A 16,256-nucleotide genomic window follows, 5' to 3' on the forward strand; every position below is an offset into this window, starting at 1 on the left:
GTCAGTCCTCGGTGTCGTCGACCAGCAGGTCCTCGTGCCGGTAGTCGTTCGACCGCAGCCCGGCACGCGCGATCATGTGCGTCGACACCGGCACGAGGAAGAGCTGGAACACGAGCACCGGCAGCACGACCCAGAACGCCGTCCAGGTCCACACCGCCACGACGATCGCGGCCAGGGCGAGCGCCAACCCGAGCACCTGCGGCTTCGCCATCGCGTGCAGCCGGACGAGGGGGTCCCGGAACCGGACGATGCCCACGGCGGCGCCGAACGACAGCCCCGCGGCGAGGAGCATCAGCACGAGGGCGATCCACGCACGGACGCCGGCCCCGTCGACGAAGGACTGCAGGATCTCGATCACTTCGACTCCTCCTCGGCGGCGTGCTCCGGCGTGGTCACGTCGATCCCCTCGTCGGACGGGTCCGACGAGGGCGTGACGATCCGTGCGACGGCGATGGTCGCGAAGACGCTCGTCGCCGCGATGACGACCAGCACCGGGACGCCGGTCAGGTCGCGCCGGACCACCATCGCCGCGGCGATCACCACGAGCGCGGTGGTGAGCACCATGTCGGAGCCGATCATCCGGTCGAGGATCGTCGGTCCGCGGACGATCCGCCCGACGGCCAGCGCGAGCGTGGCGCCGAGCAGGACGAGCACGAGCGCGATCCCGACGGCCATGACGACGACCGCGGCGCTCACCGGGTCACCTCCGGCAGCGGCTCGGCGAGTTCGGAGACGTCCTGCTTCGACCCGATGGCGCGGATGACGAGCTCCTCGATGCGTGCGACGGTCCGCCGCTCCTGGTCGACCTGCTCACGGCGCTCGGTGTCGAGCACGTGGATGAGCAGGCGACGGCGGGGGAGGTCGACGTCGGCGACGTACGACCCGGGCACGAGGGAGATCGCCAAGGTGGCGAGCGTGAAGGTCATCTCCGACGTGGTGTGCAGCTGCACGAGCACGATCGAGCTCTGCCGGACGCCGCGCGGTCGGACGGCCGCCCAGGCCACCCGGAACGAGGCGACGACGACGTGCCCGGCCCACACCACGAGGAACCACAGTGCGCGCGGCAGCGAGAACCGCTTCGACAGGGGGACGGGCGGCAGCGGGAGCAGCTGCGTGACGAGGAGCGCGACGACCACGCCGCACAGCAGCGTCAGGACGCTCCAGGATCCCCACAGCAGCGCCCAGAGCACGGTCAGTCCGGCGACGAGCGGCACGTCGTAGCGCCAGGCGAGGGCGATCCGTCGGGCGTTCGAGATGCGGCGGGTGTCACTCATCAGCGCCTCCGTCCGTGCTGCCCAGGACGGCCTGCACGTAGCGGTCCGGCGACTCGAGTGACTCCGCTGCGCGGGTCGCGTAGCCGTAGAGCGGACCGGCGACGACGGTGAGCGCGACCGACCCGAGGACCGCCACCGTCGTGACGGCGACGAGCATCCGGGGCAGCGGCGTGTGCACCGACGGCTCGACCGCGGGGGTCTGGCCGGTGGCCGGACCGGAGGCACTGCTCGCGTGCGCCGCGTCGGTGACGGTGGTCGAGCCTCCCGGGTGGTACGCCTCGCCCGTCTCCTCGGAGACGGTCAGCGGCGCCGGTTCCGGCGACCGCAGGTGCGCGTGCGGCTCGGCCGTGCTGGCGTGCGGTGCCGCCGCCTCGGCGGCCGGCTTGGGCCGCCAGAAGGCGGCGTCCCAGACGCGCATCAGCGCGTACAGGGTGAGGAGGCTCGTCACCACGCCGGCGCCGACCGTCACCCAGGCCATCGGGGAGCCGTCCTCGGCCGCGGCGCGGAACAGGCCGAGCTTGCCGATGAACCCGGAGAACGGCGGGATGCCCCCGAGGTTGAACGCCGGGACCAGGTAGAGCGCGGCGAGGAGCGGTGCGGCCTTGAGCAGCCCGCCGAGCGACCGGGTCGAGGTCGTGCCGCCCACGCGTTCCATCACCCCCGACACCAGGAACAGCGTGGTCTGCACGACGATGTGGTGCACCGTGTAGAACACGGCCGCGGCGGTGCCGACGACGGAACCGAGCCCGACGCCCATCACCATGAAGCCGATGTGGCTGATGAGCGTGAAGGACAGCAGTCGTTTCACGTCGGTCTGCGACACGGCCCCCAGCACGCCGACGATCATCGTGAGCACCGCGACCACGAGCAGCACCGTGTTGAGCTGTGGTCTCGGGAAGATGATCGTCTCGAGCCGGATGATCGCGTAGATGCCGACCTTCGTGAGGAGTCCGGCGAACACCGCGGTGACCGGGGCCGGTGCGGTCGGGTACGAGTCCGGCAGCCAGAAGGCGAGCGGGAACACCGCGGCCTTGATGCCGAAGGCGATGAGCAGCATCGTGTGGAGCAGGAGCTGCACGTGCTCGGGGAGCCCGGCGACGCGCTCCGAGATCTGCGCGATGTTCACGGTGCCGGTCGCGCCGTAGACCAGGCCGATGGACGCGAGGAACAGCGCCGAGGCGATGAGGCTCGTGATGATGTACGTCGTGCCGGCGCGGACACGCTGCTCGCTGCCGCCCAGGGTGATGAGCACGTAGCTCGCCACCAGGAGCATCTCGAACGCGACGTAGAGGTTGAACAGGTCGCCCGCCAGGAACGCGTCGAGCACACCGGCCGCCAGCACCAGGTAGGTCGGGTAGTAGATCGTGACGGGGGCGTCCTCGTCGTCGGCCGCGAGTCCCTGGCCGATCGAGAAGAGCAGCACGAGCAGGAGCACGCTCGCGCTCACCGTGAGGAGCAGGGCGCTCAGCCGGTCCACGACGAGCGAGATGCCGTACGGTGCCTGCCACCCGCCGACCTGCACGACGATGGTGCCGTGCTGGTCGACGAGCACCATGAGCGTGGCGGCAACGACCACGGCCACCGCGAGCACCGCGACCGTGATGGCCCGCTGGAGCTTCTGGTGCCGCAGGAGGCCGAGCGCGATGGCGGCGCCGAGCAGCGGGACGAGGACGAGCAGGGGGACGAGCCAGGTCATCGCGAGGCCTCCTCGTTCTGGACCGCTTCGGGGTCGGTGTCGATCTCGGGGTCGTCGTCCGCGGGATCGTCGTCGCGGTCCTTGCCGATCGCGACGTCGGCCTCGTCGACCTCGACCTCGTCGGCGCGGGACAGCTTCCACGAGCGGTGGATGAGGGCGAGCAGGAACGCGCTCACCGCGAAGGTGATGACGATCGCGGTCAGGGCGAACGCCTGGGGGAGCGGGTCGGTGATGCCCTCGGACGAGCCGCCGATCGGGGGCTTGCCCGCCGCGCCGGACATGATGAGCAACAGCAGGTTCAGGGAGTTGCCGAGCAGCAGGAACCCGAGCAGCATCCGGGTCAGCGACCGCTCGAGCAGCAGGTACACGCCGCACGAGAACAACACCGCCATCGCGATGACGAGGACCAGGGTGATGGTCATACGGCACTCCCCTCCGGGGTCGCTGCGGCGGCGTTGTCGTCGACGTCGCCCTCCGTGGTGTCGGTGATGCGCGCCCGGGAGTCCTCGAGCCGTTGCCGGTCGACCTCGGCACCGAGGCTCCGGAGCACGTCGAGGACGAGCCCGACGACCACCAGGTAGACCCCGATGTCGAAGAACGTCGCGGTGACGAACTCGACGTGCCCGAGCACGGGGACGGTCGCCTCGAAGAACGCGGAGTACAGGGCCTCCTTCCCGAAGAACAGCGGGACGATCGCGGTCGTGGCCGCGGTGGCGACGCCGAGGCCGAGCAGGCGACCGGCGCGGACGGGCGCGGCGGCGCCGAGCTCCGCGGGACCGCCCGCCAGGTACCGACCGGCCAGCGCGATGCCGGCGACGAGTCCGCCGGCGAAGCCGCCGCCGGCCGTGTTGTGCCCGGCGAAGAGCAGGTAGAGCGAGAGCACGACGAGGCCGTGGAAGAGCAGGCGGACGACCACGTCGAGCAGGGCCGAGCGACCGGTCGGGATCGCCGCGCTCGTCGGCAGCCAGGCGCGGGGCTCGCCGTCCGGGCGGTGCTTGTCGCTCGTCACGGTCGCCGGCAGGTCGCGCAGCCGCGGCAGGGTGTCCTCGCGCGAATCGAGGAAGATCAGGCTCGCGACACCCGTGGCCGCGGCGACGACGACGGTCAGCTCACCGAGCGTGTCCCAGCCGCGCAGGTCGACGAGGGCGACGTTCACGACGTTCAGGCCGTGACCGAAGGACTTCGTGAGCGCCGGGATGTCCGGCCAGATCGGGGTGCTGTTCCGTGCCGAGGCCGCGACGACCACGACGACGGCCAGGGTGGCTCCCGCGAGGCCGGCGAACAGGGCCCGCACGATCCGGAAGCGCGACGGGTTGGCCGTGGCGATCCGCGGGGGGAGCCGGCGGAGCACCAGCACGAACGCGATGAGCGTGACGGTCTCGACCACGAGCTGGGTGAGCGCGAGGTCGACCGCACCGTGCAGGACGAAGAGCACGGACATCCCGTAGCCGGTGACGCCGACGAGCACGGCGGCGGCGAACCGGGTCTTCGCGGTCAGCACCGCGATCGCGGCGACGGCCATCACGGCGACGACCGGTACCTGGCCCCACGAGTCGGCGAAGCGCACGCGGAACGCCCACGGGCCGCCGAGCACCAGGTTCGCCAGGGCGCCGGCGACGAACACCGACAGGATCACGGTCAGGTAGTAGGGGAGCGAACCGCGCTGGACGCCGGCCGTGAGCCCGGTCGCCAGGCGGTCGAGCCCACGCATGGTCTTCCGGTAGGTGTCGGCCGCGCTCGGGGACCCGGAGAGCCGGTGCTGCAGGGCCTCGACCCGGCGTCGTGCCAGGAACAGGAGGACGCCGCCGACGAGCGTGATCGCGGAGAGGCCGAGCGCGGGCTCCAGGCCGTGCCAGAGCGCCAGGTGCGGGACCTCGCCCTCGGGCAGGGCCGCGGCGGTGGCAGCGGGTTCGACGCCGTGCGCGACGACGGGCGTGAGCAGGCCGAGCGCGAGTCCGGCGACGGCGAGGACGGACGGCACGACACCGAGTCCGTGCAGGCCGTGCGGCTCGGTGTCGGCCACGCCGGGCTTCCGGGCGAACGTGCCCCAGAGGAAGCGGAGCGAGTACGCGACGGTGAGGAGCGAGCCGAGGGTCACCCCGACGAGCGCGATCCACGCCCAGGCCGCCTGCGGTCCGTGGAGCTCCTCGACGAAGCCGGTCAGGACGGCCTCCTTCGCGACGAAGCCGATCGTCGGCGGGATGCCCGCCATCGACGCGAGCGCGAGGACGCTGACCACGACGAGCCACGGCAGCTTCCGCCCGAGACCGCTGAGCTTCCGGAGGTCGCGGGTGCCGGTCGCGTGGTCGACGGCTCCGACGACCAGGAACAGCGTCGACTTGAACGTGGCGTGCGCGACGAGCAGTGCGATCCCGCCCAGGGCGACGGCCGGAGCGCCCCACCCGGCGGCGAGCACGAGGAAGCCGAGCTGCGCGACCGTCCCGTAGGCGAGCAGCAGCTTCACGTCGGTCTGGCGCAGCGCGCGGTAGCCGCCGATGAGCATGCCGAGCACACCGAGCACGGTGATCGTCTCGCGCCAGCCGGTCAGCAGCGCGAACGCCGGGGCCAGGCGGGCGACCAGGTAGATGCCGGCCTTCACCATCGCCGCGGCGTGCAGGTACGCGCTGACCGGGGTCGGCGCCGCCATCGCTGCCGGGAGCCAGAAGTGGAAGGGGACGATCGCCGACTTCGTCAGGGCGCCCAGGAGCACGAGGACCACCGCGACCGGCACGAGCGGCCCCGGACGCCCGACGAGCTCCGGTGCCTGCGCGATGATGCCCGACAGGCTCGTGGTCCCCGCGGTCACGGACAGGGCGACGAGTCCGGCGAGCATCGCCAGCCCGCCGGCGGTCGTGACGACGAGGGCCTGCATCGCGGCGGCACGGCTCGCGCGCTTGTCGGCGTCCTGCCCGATGAGCAGGTACGAGAAGACCGTCGTGGCCTCCCAGAGCACGAAGAGCACGATCACGTCGTCGGCGACGACGAGGCCGTACATCGACCCGGCGAAGGCGGTCAGGACGGACGCGAACCGGCCCAGTCCGGGCTCGTCCCGCTCGAAGTACGACGCGCAGTAGACGAGCACGAGCGCACCGACGACGGAGACCACCAGGGCGAGGACCCACGACAGGGCGTCCATCCGCAACGACAGCGCCAGGTCGAGCTCCGGGATCCACTGCCACCGGCTCGTGACCCCGCCGTGGAGTGCGGCGTCGCTCTGGGCGATCGTCAGCACCGCGGCGGCGGCGGGGGCGAGGGCGGCGACGTAGAACACGCGGCGCCCCATCAGCGGGATCAGGGCGGGGACGATCAGGGCGACGATCGCGAACGCGACGAGGACGGAGACCATCGGGCACCTCCTCGGGGTCGGGCTGCAGTCCGGCTCACTGGGCCCTCACAGCCTACGGAGAGGCGGATGGCAACTTCCTGAGCGACCGGACAGCCGGAGCGAGCGTTCCCTCCACTCTGCTCCGCGTCCGGCCTCAGCGACCGTGCGCCCGTGCCGGGATCTGCGTCGCGAGCTTGCCGCCGGAGACGTCCAGCAGTGTGCCCGTGACGTAGGCGGACGCGTCGCTCGCCAGGAAGACCAGGAGGTCGGCGACGTCGTCGGGCGTCTCCCACCGCCGGAGCGACAGGGTGTCGAGCAGCCGGTCCTGCTCGGCCTGCGGCATCTCGGCGAACCCGTTCATCGCGGTCGGCACCATGCCGGGCGCGTAGGCGTTCACGGTGATGCCCCACGGGCCGAGCTCCGACGCCAGCACGCGGGTGAACGAGACCACCGCGGCCTTCGACGCCGCGTAGGCCGCGCTGCCGACGCTCGGCACGATCGCCGCGAACGACGCGGCGTTGACGATCCGCCCGCGCCCGGCCGCCTGCATCACCGGCGTGACCGCCTGGCTGACCAGGAAGGTGCCCCCGAGGTTCACGTCCATGCACCGTCGCCACTCGTCCCAGCCGAGCTCGGCGACGGTCCCGGTGACGTTGATGCCCGCGTTGTTGACGAGCACGTCGACGGTGCCGTGCCGGCGGACGACCTCGTCGACGGCCGCACGCACGGAGGCCGGGTCGGCGACGTCGCAGACGACACGGTCGACGCCGTCGTCACCGGCGTCGTCGAAGGCGAGGTCGAACGCGACGACGCGGCACCCCTCGGTGAGGAACCGCGCCGCGAGTGTCCGGCCGATCCCCCGGCCGGCTCCGGTGACGACCACCACGCGGTCGGTCAGGTCGAGGTGCATCGTCGCTCCCGTCGTCGGTCTGTCCCGGCAACGGTGGGCGCCCGTGCCTTGAATCGTCATACTATTCGAGCATGACGGCGAAGGTGCTCTGGATCACGGGTGGCGGCAGCGGGATGGGGGCGGCGAGCGCGGTGGCCGCAGCCCGTGACGGGTGGACGGTGGTGCTCAGCGGGCGTCGCCGGGACCGACTCGAGCAGGTCGCGGACGAGGTCCGCGCGGTCGGCGGGACGGCGGACGTCGTGCCGCTCGACGTGACGGACGGCGACGCGGTGCCCGCAGCACGCGACGCCGTGCTCGGACGGCACGGCCGGATCGACGGCCTGGTGCTGGCAGCCGGGCTGAACTCGCCGGCGCGACGGTGGGACGACCAGTCGCTCGCCGACGTCCGCGCCGTCATCGACACGAACACGACCGCCGTGGTGGCGGTGGTCGACGCTGCACTGCCGGCGCTCCGGGACGCGGGCGGTGTCGTCGTGGTGGTGTCGTCCTACGCGGGCTGGTCCTTCCAACCCGGTGCCGGTGTCGCGTACTCGGCGAGCAAGACCGCCCTCGGCTCGATCGTCCGGACGCTCAACCAGCAGGAGGCCGAGCACGGCGTGCGGGCCACCCACCTGTGCCCGGGCGACGTCGCGACGGACTTCCTGGACCAGCGTCCCGAGGTCCCCGACGCGGCGGCGCGCGCTCGGATGCTGCAGCCCGACGACGTCGGCCGCACGGTGGCCTTCGTGCTCGCGGCGCCGGCCCACGTCCGCATCGACGAGCTCGTCCTGTCGCCCGTCGCGCAGCGGTGACGAGCGCCTTCGACCGGGTGCTCGACGGGATCGGGACCGCCGTCGTCACCGGCACCTTCGCGCCGGGGAGCCGTCGGAGCACCGACGACCTGGTGGCCTGGTCGGGCGCGAGCCGCAGCATCGTCCGTGAGGCGGTCCGCGTCCTCGTCGCGCTCGGCATGCTCAGTGCGCGCCCCCGCGTCGGCGTGGTCGTCGCCCACCCCACGGACTGGGACGTCCTCGATCCGCTGGTCGTCCGCTGGCGGCTCCGGGGGCCCGACGCGGCGCAGGTCTCCGTCGAGCTCCGCGAGCTGCGGGTCGCCGTGGAACCGGCAGCGGCTGCCGCGGCGGCCCGACGAGCACCGCTCGAGGACTGCGCGGCCGGACGGGAGGCGCTCCTCGCCACCGCGGACGAGCTCGCGTCCGCCGCGGCCGAGGACCGCCGGGTCGACTTCACGATCGCGGACGTCCGGCTGCACTCCCTCGTGCTGGAGCTGTCCGGCAACGCGCTGTACCGACGGCTGCACCGCGTCGTGGGGGAGGCGCTCCGTGAGCGCGGGAGCATCCGGCCGGACCGCCACGACGTCGGGCTGCACGTCGCGCTCGTGCAGGCGGTCGTCGGGGGTCGGTCGGACGAGGCCGCCGACGTGATGCGCGAGATCGTGCGGCGCACCGAGCACCGGCCGGGCCCGGACCTGGGATGATCGTGGTCGGCGCACCCGGCGTCGACGGAGGTGAACGGTGGACGCAGCGCAGGAGATGGTGCTCCAGCTCGTCGGGACGCCCTGGGCCTTCCTCGTGGTCGGGCTCGTGCTGGCCGCCGGCAGCGTTGCGGTGTTCCTGCCGAGCCAGGCGCTCGTCGTCGCGATCGGCACGCTGCTCGTCGGTGGTGACGGTGGGTTCCTGCCCGTGCTCGTCCTGGTGGTCGCGGCGACGATCGGGATGGTGCTCGGCGACGTCGCGCTCTGGCACCTGGCGCGGACGGTCGACCTCGGCTCGCGGTCGTGGTTCAGCCGGCCGAAGGTCAGGAAGGCGCGGGAGTCGATCGACGCCAGGTACCGGAAGGCCCCCGGACGCATCGCCGTCCTCGGCCGCTTCATCCCGATGGGGCGCCTCACGACGAACCTGGTCGGTGCGGACAGCGGGCTCGACCTCCGGCGCTTCCTGGTCAGCTGCCTCGTCGCCGACGTGGTGTGGGCGGCCTACTGCGTGGGGATCGCGGCGGCCACCGGGCACTGGAGCCGGGAGCAGCCGTTCCTCGTGACGACCCTCGCGGTGGTCGCGTCGATCCTGCTCGGCCTCGCGATCTCCGCGGTCGAGAAGGCCGTGCGGCGCCGCGCCGAGGCCGCTGCGACCGCCTGACGCCGTAGCGTGGAGGGCACCGTCCGAAGGAGGACCCGTGTCGAGCCTCACCGAACTCGTCCCCGACCCCGACGCCGTCGAGCGCCTCGCGACCGGCAGCACCTGGGCCGAGGGACCGTGCTGGATCCCGTCCGACCGGACGGTCCGCTGGTCGGACATCCCGGGCGACCGGATCCTCGAGTGGCACCAGGAGACCGGCGGTACGACCGTGTACGCGTCGGACGTCGAGTTCACGAACGGCCGCACGCTGGACCGCGATGGCTCCGTCGTGCAGTGCTCGCACGGGCGGCGACGCGTCGAGCGCGACCGGGGCGGCGTCGTCACCGCGGTCGTCGACGGCTGGGCGGACGGTCGGTTGAACTCGCCGAACGACGTCGTCGTCACGCGGGACGGCTCGGTCTGGTTCACCGACCCGGCCTACGGCATCACCCAGCCGCGTGAGGGACACCTGGGCGAGCGGGAGTACGGCGACCACTGGGTGTTCCGGTGCGGACCGGACGGCGAGGACCTGCGCCCCGTGGTGCTCGACGTCGACGAACCGAACGGTCTCGCGTTCTCGCCCGACGAGCGCGTGCTCCACGTCGCCAGCTCGTCCGCCCACGAGCCGGTCATCCGTGCCTACGACGTCGACGGCCACCGCGTGAAGAACGGCCGGGTGTTCGCCCGGCTCGGCGAGGGCGAGGGCGTGCCGGACGGCATCCGGGTCGACGTCCACGGCAACGTGTGGTCCTCGACCCACCGGGGCGTGACGGTCTTCGCACCCGACGGCGCCCGCATCGGCGACGTCGCCGTGCCCGAGGTCGTGTCGAACCTGTGCTTCGGAGGCGACGACGGCACGACGCTCTTCGTGACCGCGACGACCTCGCTGTACCGCATCGCGACGACGACGCGGGACGCCGCTGCCGTATCCTGACCCGGCCATGCAGTGCGACTACTTCGACCGGGGGGTGTGCCGCTCGTGCACACTCATGGGACAGCCCTACGGCGACCAGGTGCTCGACAAGGAGATCCGCACGCGGGAACTCCTGCGGGACGCCGTCGAGGCCGCAGGGGGCCCGGGGGCGGTCGAGTGGTTGCCCGCGATCACGAGCCCGGAGTCCGGGTACCGCAACAAGGCGAAGATGGTCGTCGGCGGCACGGTCCAGCGCCCCACGGTGGGGATCCTGGACCACCGGCAGCGCGGCGTGGACCTGCGGCACTGCGGCATCTGCACGCCGGGCATCCGACGGGCGCTCCCGGTCCTGGCGGACTTCGTCGCCGACACGGGGCTGATCCCGTACGACGTGGCCGCACGTCGGGGCGAGCTCAAGTTCGTGCTCGTGACCGAGTCCCCGGACGGCGAGCTCATGGTGCGCTTCGTGCTGCGCTCCGAAGGGCAGCTGCCACGACTGCGTGAGCGCCTCGACGACCTGCGGCGGGTCCTGCCCGAGGCGGTCGTGGTCACCGCGAACCTGCTCCCGGAGCACAAGGCCGTCACCGAGGGGGAGCGCGAGGTCGTACTGACCGAGCAGGAGACGCTGCCGATGCGGTTCGGCTCGATCACGATGCACCTGCGACCGCAGAGCTTCTTCCAGACGAACACGAGCGTCGCGAGCCAGCTGTACGACCAGGCGTCGGCGTGGATCGACGAGGTCGGGCCGGCCTCGATGTGGGACCTGTACTGCGGTGTCGGCGGGTTCGCCCTGCACGCAGCGCGCCCGGGTCGTGCCGTCACGGGGATCGAGACGAGCCGGGAGGCGATCCGCTCCGCGAAGCAGTCCGCGCGCGAGGCGGGGCTGACCGACGTCCGCTTCGCCGCCGACGACGCGACGGAGCACGCCCTCCGGGCCCGACCGGACGCGCTGCCCGAGCTGGTGGTGGTGAACCCGCCGCGCCGGGGCATCGGCGAGACGCTCGCGACCTGGCTCGAGGAGTCCGAGGTCGAGCACGTCGTCTACTCGAGCTGCAACCCGGTCACCCTCGCGAAGGACCTCGCGCGCATGCCGTCGCTCCGCCTGCGACGGGCGCGCGTGCTCGACATGTTCCCGCAGACCGGCCACCTCGAGGCCGTGACGCTGCTGTCCAGGCGCTGACCAGGACGCGACCAGCCAGCGGTCGGGAGGCTCGCTGCCAGGCCGCCACGGGCCTCCCGTCCGCAGCATTGCCAGGAAACTGCCAAGGTCACGTACCCGGGTACAGACCGATCTGCATGCCCATGGTGATCGGGGCACTCAGGAAGACCGGTGGGGGACATAGCACTCACGGGTAGAACTCATTGTCTCGGTTTGATAACAGTCACGAATTTCCTATGGTTGCCGACCAGCGCCACCGGCACGAGACCACTGCCCCCGGCGGCGCACCCCACAACATGACCGCGATCGGTCGGGACGGGCAGTGGCGACCGGGTCCGCTCAGGCGGGCGCCAGGTCCGTGGTCCCGGTGGAGCGATCAACCATGAAGAAGCTTTCCCGTACCCGCACCATCGTCGGTGGCCTGGCCTTCGCCGGCATCGCCGCGACCGGTGTCGGCCTGGCGGCAGCGCCCGCGAACGCCGCATCCGGTTCGACCTGGGACGCCCTCGCACAGTGCGAGTCCGGTGGCAACTGGGCCATCAACACCGGCAACGGCTACTACGGTGGCCTGCAGTTCAACCTCGGCACCTGGCAGGCGAACGGCGGCGCCGGCAACCCGGCCTCCGCGAGCCGCGAGGCCCAGATCGCCGTCGCCGAGCGCGTCCTCGCGTCCCAGGGCTGGGGTGCATGGCCGGCCTGCTCCGCGAAGCTCGGCCTGAGCGGGACCACGGGTGCCGCTCCGCAGGCCGCCGCTCCGGCCCCCGCCGCGCCGCAGCAGGCTGCACCGCAGCAGGCCGCGCCGCAGCAGGCTGCACCGAAGGCGACCACGCCGGCCGCACCGAAGGCGACCACGCAGGCCGCTCCGAAGGCGGCCGTGTCGAGCAAGCCGGCCGCGGTCGCGACGAGCGGCAAGACGTACACGATCGAGTCGGGCGACACGCTCGACAAGATCGCGACGAAGCTGAACATCGACGGTGGCTACATGAAGCTGTGGGCCGCGAACACGTCGACGATCGACGACGCGAACCTGATCTACGCCGGCCAGGAGCTCCAGCTCCCCGCCTGATCGACCGCCCGATCCGACACGAGACCCCCGTGGCACCTGCCGCGGGGGTCTCGTGCTGTCCGGGATTCGCCGGCGCGACCGTCAGCTCGGGCGATCCTCGAGCCACCGCTGCAGGTCGTCGGACCGCAGGGCGCTCGAGATCGCGGCGCGGTCGTGGTCGTCCAACCGGACGAACGACTGGCCGTCGGGGGTCGTCCCGCTGCCCGCGGTCGGCATCGTGAACGTGACCAGGTCGTCCGGTCGGACCCCGCGCAGGGACCACCCGAGACGGACGATCGTCGCCGCGTCGAGCCCGGGGTCCACCGCCAGGTGCTCGCTCGTCGCGGTGACGAACTCCTGCAGTCGTCCCGGGTGCGTCAGGGTGCCGCGCGACAGGGCCTGGTCGAACACCCCGCGCAGGAACGCCTGCTGGTTCCGGACGCGTGTGTGGTCGGCGTCGGCGAACGCGTACCGCTCCCGCACGAAGGCCAGGGCCTGTTCGCCGTCGAGCCGGTTCGCGCCGCTGCCGAAGTGGTGGCCCCGCGCCGTGAAGTCCCGCGGCGACTGCACCGTCACGCCGCCCAGTGCGTCCGTCATGTCGGCGAACCCGGCGAGGTCGACCTCGGCGACGTGGTCGATCCGGACGTCGAGCAGCTGCTCGACCGTCTGCACCGTGAGCGGGATGCCGCCCCAGGAGTACGCGGCGTTGATCTTGGCCCGGCCGTGGCCGGGGACCTCGACCCACGAGTCGCGCATGATCGACATGAGGTACACGTGGCGGCGGTCGGCGGGCACGTGGGCGAGCATCAGCGTGTCCGACCGCCCGCCGGCGGTCTGGTCGCCGTCGGCCAGTCCGGCCCGCGAGTCGGAGCCGATGAGCAGGATGTCCTCGGCGCCGCCGGAAGGTGCGGGCCGGTCGCCGGCGGGGAAGGGGTCCGCGATCGCCTCGGTGTGGTCGTCGAAGCTCCGGGTCAGACTGCCGACGAAGACCGCTGCGACGACCGCGAGCAGGGTGGCGATGCCGACCAGGGTGCCGGTGGTGGCGACCAGCGCGACGAGCGCGGGGTGCCTGCGCCGCCTCCGGGCCGTTCTTGCTGTTGCTGCTGCCGCGGCTCGGGCGGCGCGACGCTCGGACATCGGGACTCCTCGGGTCGGGTCGGCCCTGCGCCGACCCGGAGAGTCTACAGCATGTGGTATTTCAGTGTCACGAGCGGTGCAGCACGCCGGTCAGCCGCCGGCGGAGCTCCGCGTCCTCGGGGAGGACCTCCCGCTCGATGTGCTGTGCGGTCTCCCATGCGCGGCGACCCTCGTCGGTGACGGACACCACGCGACGCCGGCGGTCCTCCGGGTGGGCGGTCCGCTCGACCAGGCCGTCCCGTTCGGCCCGCTCGAGGGTCCGCGACATGGTCTGGGGCTGCACGCGAGCGGTCCTGGCGATGGTGTCCGCGCCCGTCGGGCCGGTCCGCAGCAGGATGTCGATCGCGACGAGGGCGGCGTGGGTCAGCCCGATCGCCCGGAGTCGCTCGTCCCACTCCCGCTCGACGGCACGTGCCGCGGCGGAGAGCAGGCGTCCGAGCGGCCACTGCTCCGCGGGTTCGTGCATGATCGGAGTCTACGGGCGGGTCCTCCCGGCGGCGTCGGCGCGGAGATAGTCAGCATGCTGACGATCGGTGTACGCTCACCGACGTGTCCCGGTTCCTCCGCATCGTCCTGCCCGCGCTCGTCATCCTCGTCTGGCTCGTCGTGGCCGGCGTCGGCGGTCCCGTCTTCGGGAAGATCTCCGAGGTCGCCACGAACGACCAGACGTCGTTCCTGCCGGCCTCGGCCGACGCGACGAAGGTGCAGGAGCGTGCCGCCGACTTCCGACAGGCCTCGGGGGCACCCGCCATCGTCGTCCTCGACCGCGACGGCGGCCTGACGCCCGACGACCTCGCTGCGGCCCGTCGGATCGCCGACACCATCGGCGAGCGCGACGACGTGCAGGGCACGAGCCCCGTGATCACGAGCGAGGACGGCGACGCCGCCGAGATCGTCGCGACACTGACCGAGGACGCGGAGACCGGAGACGCCGTCTCGGCCATCCGGACCACGGTGGACGAGGCGCTGCCCGCCGGCGTCTCCGGGTACGTCACCGGTCCGGCGGGCTTCACGGCCGACCTGACCGAGGCGTTCGCGGGCATCGACGGCCTGCTGCTCGGGGTGGCACTCGCCGCCGTGTTCGTCATCCTGATCGTGGTCTACCGGTCGCCGCTGCTGCCGTTCCTGGTGCTCGGGACGGCGACCTTCGCCCTGTGCGCCTCGATCCTCGTGGTGTACGCCCTGGCGAAGGCGGGGGTCGTGACGGTCAACGGGCAGGTGCAGGGCATCCTGTCGATCCTCGTGATCGGCGCGGCGACGGACTACGCGCTCCTCTACACGGCGCGCTACCGCGAGGCACTGCGCGAGCACCGCACCGGCTGGGAGGCGACCCGGGCCGCTCTCCGCGGCGCGTTCGAGCCGATCGTCGCCTCGGGCGGGACCGTCATCGTCGGGGTGCTCTGCCTGCTCCTGTCGGGCCTCAACTCGAACAAGGCGCTCGGGCCGGTCGCCGCGATCGGGATCGCCTTCAGCCTGCTCGCCGCCCTCACCCTGCTGCCCGCCCTGCTGCTGGCGTTCCGTCGGGCGGCGTTCTGGCCCCTGCGCCCGGCCTTCGGCTCCGGTGGCCGCCCGACCACCGGTCCGGACGCGACCGGACTGTGGGCGCGGGTGGGGCGCCTCGTCGCGCGTCGGTCCCGCACGGTCTGGATCGTCTGCACCGTGGCGCTCCTGGCGATGGGCAGCGGCCTCGTCGGGCTCCGTGCCGACGGCGTCCCGCAGAGCGACCTGGTGATCGGGTCGTCCCAGGCGCGGGACGGCCAGCGGGTCCTCGCCGACCACTTCCCCGGGGGTTCCGGCAGCCCGGCCCAGGTCATCGGCGCCGAGCGTGACCTGGACGCCCTCGTCGACGCCGTCCGCTCGGTCCGCGGGGTCGACGGGGTGGTGGCCGCCTCCACCGACTCGCCCTCGGGGACCGTCCCCGTGGGGTCGGACGCCGCCGCCCGGACCGCCCCGGGCACGGCGGAGCCGACGGTGTCGCGCGGGGACGTCCTGCTCGAGGCCACGCTCGCCGACCCCGCCGACTCGAGCGCCGCCGAACGGACCGTCCGCGACCTCCGCGTCGCCGTCGAGCGGGTGGACCCCGACGCGGTCGTGGGTGGCGTCACGGCGACCGCCGTCGACACGAACGACACCGGCATCCGCGACCGCTCGGTCATCATCCCCGTGGTGCTCGCGGTCATCCTGCTGATCCTCGTGCTGCTGCTCCGCAGCGTGGTCGCCCCGCTGGTCCTCGTCGGCAGTGTCGTGGTGTCCTTCGCGGCCGCACTCGGCGTCGGCGCACTGGTGTTCGACCACGTGTTCCACTTCCCCGGGGCCGACCCGTCCGTCCCGCTGTACGCGTTCGTGTTCCTCGTGGCGCTCGGCGTCGACTACAACATCTTCCTCATGACCCGGGTGCGCGAGGAGTCCCTGCGGCACGGCCCGCGTGAGGGTGTCCTGCGCGGGCTCGCGGCCACCGGGGGAGTGATCACCTCGGCGGGCATCGTGCTGGCCGCGACCTTCGCGGCGCTCGGCGTCATCCCGATCCTGTTCCTGGCGCAGATCGCCTTCGTGGTGGCGTTCGGCGTCCTGCTCGACACCGTCGTGGTCCGGTCGCTGCTCGTCCCCGCGCTCGTGATCGACCTGGGGCGCCGGGCGTGGTGGCCGTCGCGCCTCTCGCGCGCAGCGCGTCACATGTGACACGCTG

At 72.6% G+C, this 16,256-nt stretch carries 16 protein-coding genes; 7 read left to right on the top strand and 9 right to left on the bottom strand.

What is annotated here, in order from left to right; all coding sequences use genetic code 11:
• Position 1 precedes the first annotated feature (1 nt).
• From Q9R28_RS07115 to Q9R28_RS07145, 7 genes are all read right to left on the bottom strand, one after another.
• A complete protein-coding gene (locus Q9R28_RS07115) occupies positions 2-358 on the bottom strand; it encodes a monovalent cation/H(+) antiporter subunit G (RefSeq protein ID WP_081984549.1) in 357 nt (118 codons plus the stop codon).
• Positions 355-696, bottom strand: a complete 342-nt coding sequence (locus tag Q9R28_RS07120) for a sodium:proton antiporter (RefSeq protein WP_209684378.1) — start codon at positions 694-696, stop codon at positions 355-357. Before Q9R28_RS07120 ends, Q9R28_RS07115 begins: the two co-directional genes overlap by 4 nt.
• A complete protein-coding gene (locus tag Q9R28_RS07125; RefSeq protein WP_066651579.1) occupies positions 693-1,274 on the bottom strand; it encodes a Na+/H+ antiporter subunit E in 582 nt (193 codons plus the stop codon). Before Q9R28_RS07125 ends, Q9R28_RS07120 begins: the two co-directional genes overlap by 4 nt.
• On the bottom strand, positions 1,267-2,970 hold the full coding sequence (locus tag Q9R28_RS07130; protein ID WP_066651581.1) for a Na+/H+ antiporter subunit D: 1,704 nt from the start codon (positions 2,968-2,970) through the stop codon (positions 1,267-1,269). Before Q9R28_RS07130 ends, Q9R28_RS07125 begins: the two co-directional genes overlap by 8 nt.
• Entirely contained in the window at positions 2,967-3,392 is a 426-nt protein-coding gene (locus Q9R28_RS07135; RefSeq protein WP_209684376.1) for a Na(+)/H(+) antiporter subunit C, read from the bottom strand. Before Q9R28_RS07135 ends, Q9R28_RS07130 begins: the two co-directional genes overlap by 4 nt.
• Complete coding sequence (locus tag Q9R28_RS07140; RefSeq protein ID WP_311205765.1) at positions 3,389-6,316, bottom strand: Na+/H+ antiporter subunit A; 2,928 nt, start codon at positions 6,314-6,316, stop codon at positions 3,389-3,391. The genes Q9R28_RS07135 and Q9R28_RS07140 overlap by 4 nt, the downstream gene beginning before the upstream one ends.
• Before the next feature lie 133 nt (positions 6,317-6,449).
• A complete protein-coding gene (locus Q9R28_RS07145) occupies positions 6,450-7,205 on the bottom strand; it encodes an SDR family NAD(P)-dependent oxidoreductase (protein ID WP_311205766.1) in 756 nt (251 codons plus the stop codon).
• A 71-nt stretch (positions 7,206-7,276) separates the two neighbouring features.
• Here Q9R28_RS07145 and Q9R28_RS07150 point away from each other — a divergent pair, with 71 nt between their 5' ends.
• The 6 genes from Q9R28_RS07150 to Q9R28_RS07175 all read left to right on the top strand — a co-directional run bounded on the left by Q9R28_RS07150 (position 7,277) and on the right by Q9R28_RS07175 (position 12,454).
• Positions 7,277-7,996: an SDR family oxidoreductase gene (locus Q9R28_RS07150; protein WP_066651588.1), complete on the top strand. Its 720-nt coding sequence runs from the start codon at positions 7,277-7,279 to the stop codon at positions 7,994-7,996.
• Entirely contained in the window at positions 7,993-8,679 is a 687-nt protein-coding gene (locus Q9R28_RS07155; protein WP_066651590.1) for a FadR/GntR family transcriptional regulator, read from the top strand. The genes Q9R28_RS07150 and Q9R28_RS07155 overlap by 4 nt, the downstream gene beginning before the upstream one ends.
• A 37-nt stretch (positions 8,680-8,716) precedes the next feature.
• Entirely contained in the window at positions 8,717-9,337 is a 621-nt protein-coding gene (locus Q9R28_RS07160; protein WP_209684368.1) for a DedA family protein, read from the top strand.
• Between the two features lie 37 nt (positions 9,338-9,374).
• Positions 9,375-10,250 carry an SMP-30/gluconolactonase/LRE family protein gene (locus tag Q9R28_RS07165; RefSeq protein WP_311205767.1) on the top strand — a complete coding sequence of 292 codons (876 nt, stop codon included), beginning with the start codon at positions 9,375-9,377 and terminating at the stop codon, positions 10,248-10,250.
• A gap of 7 nt (positions 10,251-10,257) precedes the next feature.
• Positions 10,258-11,409, top strand: coding sequence for a 23S rRNA (uracil(747)-C(5))-methyltransferase RlmC (gene rlmC / locus Q9R28_RS07170; RefSeq protein WP_209684364.1), 1,152 nt, complete (start codon positions 10,258-10,260; stop codon positions 11,407-11,409).
• 361 nt (positions 11,410-11,770) lie between these two features.
• Positions 11,771-12,454 carry a transglycosylase family protein gene (locus Q9R28_RS07175; RefSeq protein WP_066651599.1) on the top strand — a complete coding sequence of 228 codons (684 nt, stop codon included), beginning with the start codon at positions 11,771-11,773 and terminating at the stop codon, positions 12,452-12,454.
• Between the two features lie 81 nt (positions 12,455-12,535).
• Here Q9R28_RS07175 and Q9R28_RS07180 read toward each other — a convergent pair whose 3' ends face one another.
• Both Q9R28_RS07180 and Q9R28_RS07185 read right to left on the bottom strand, forming a co-directional pair.
• Positions 12,536-13,570: an LCP family protein gene (locus Q9R28_RS07180; protein WP_311205768.1), complete on the bottom strand. Its 1,035-nt coding sequence runs from the start codon at positions 13,568-13,570 to the stop codon at positions 12,536-12,538.
• A 67-nt stretch (positions 13,571-13,637) separates the two neighbouring features.
• Complete coding sequence (locus tag Q9R28_RS07185; protein WP_271826904.1) at positions 13,638-14,036, bottom strand: MarR family winged helix-turn-helix transcriptional regulator; 399 nt, start codon at positions 14,034-14,036, stop codon at positions 13,638-13,640.
• An 83-nt stretch (positions 14,037-14,119) separates the two neighbouring features.
• Here Q9R28_RS07185 and Q9R28_RS07190 point away from each other — a divergent pair, with 83 nt between their 5' ends.
• Positions 14,120-16,249, top strand: coding sequence for an efflux RND transporter permease subunit (locus Q9R28_RS07190; protein ID WP_311205769.1), 2,130 nt, complete (start codon positions 14,120-14,122; stop codon positions 16,247-16,249).
• The last annotated feature ends 7 nt before the right edge of the window (positions 16,250-16,256 follow it).

The sequence above is a fragment of the Curtobacterium sp. BRD11 genome (genome assembly GCF_031844345.1).
Taxonomy (GTDB): Bacteria; Actinomycetota; Actinomycetes; order Actinomycetales; family Microbacteriaceae; genus Curtobacterium.

What these genes read in the sequence shown, in the direction of transcription:
- Q9R28_RS07125 (WP_066651579.1), bottom strand. Translation starts at nt 1,274, where the DNA reads ATGAGTGACACCCGCCGCATCTCGAACGCCCGACGGATCGCCCTCGCC.
- Q9R28_RS07135 (WP_209684376.1), bottom strand. Translation starts at nt 3,392, where the DNA reads ATGACCATCACCCTGGTCCTCGTCATCGCGATGGCGGTGTTGTTCTCG.
- Q9R28_RS07175 (WP_066651599.1), top strand. Translation starts at nt 11,771, where the DNA reads ATGAAGAAGCTTTCCCGTACCCGCACCATCGTCGGTGGCCTGGCCTTC.
- rlmC (WP_209684364.1), top strand. Translation starts at nt 10,258, where the DNA reads ATGCAGTGCGACTACTTCGACCGGGGGGTGTGCCGCTCGTGCACACTC.
- Q9R28_RS07150 (WP_066651588.1), top strand. Translation starts at nt 7,277, where the DNA reads ATGACGGCGAAGGTGCTCTGGATCACGGGTGGCGGCAGCGGGATGGGG.
- Q9R28_RS07140 (WP_311205765.1), bottom strand. Translation starts at nt 6,316, where the DNA reads ATGGTCTCCGTCCTCGTCGCGTTCGCGATCGTCGCCCTGATCGTCCCC.
- Q9R28_RS07145 (WP_311205766.1), bottom strand. Translation starts at nt 7,205, where the DNA reads ATGCACCTCGACCTGACCGACCGCGTGGTGGTCGTCACCGGAGCCGGC.
- Q9R28_RS07130 (WP_066651581.1), bottom strand. Translation starts at nt 2,970, where the DNA reads ATGACCTGGCTCGTCCCCCTGCTCGTCCTCGTCCCGCTGCTCGGCGCC.
- Q9R28_RS07180 (WP_311205768.1), bottom strand. Translation starts at nt 13,570, where the DNA reads ATGTCCGAGCGTCGCGCCGCCCGAGCCGCGGCAGCAGCAACAGCAAGA.
- Q9R28_RS07185 (WP_271826904.1), bottom strand. Translation starts at nt 14,036, where the DNA reads ATGCACGAACCCGCGGAGCAGTGGCCGCTCGGACGCCTGCTCTCCGCC.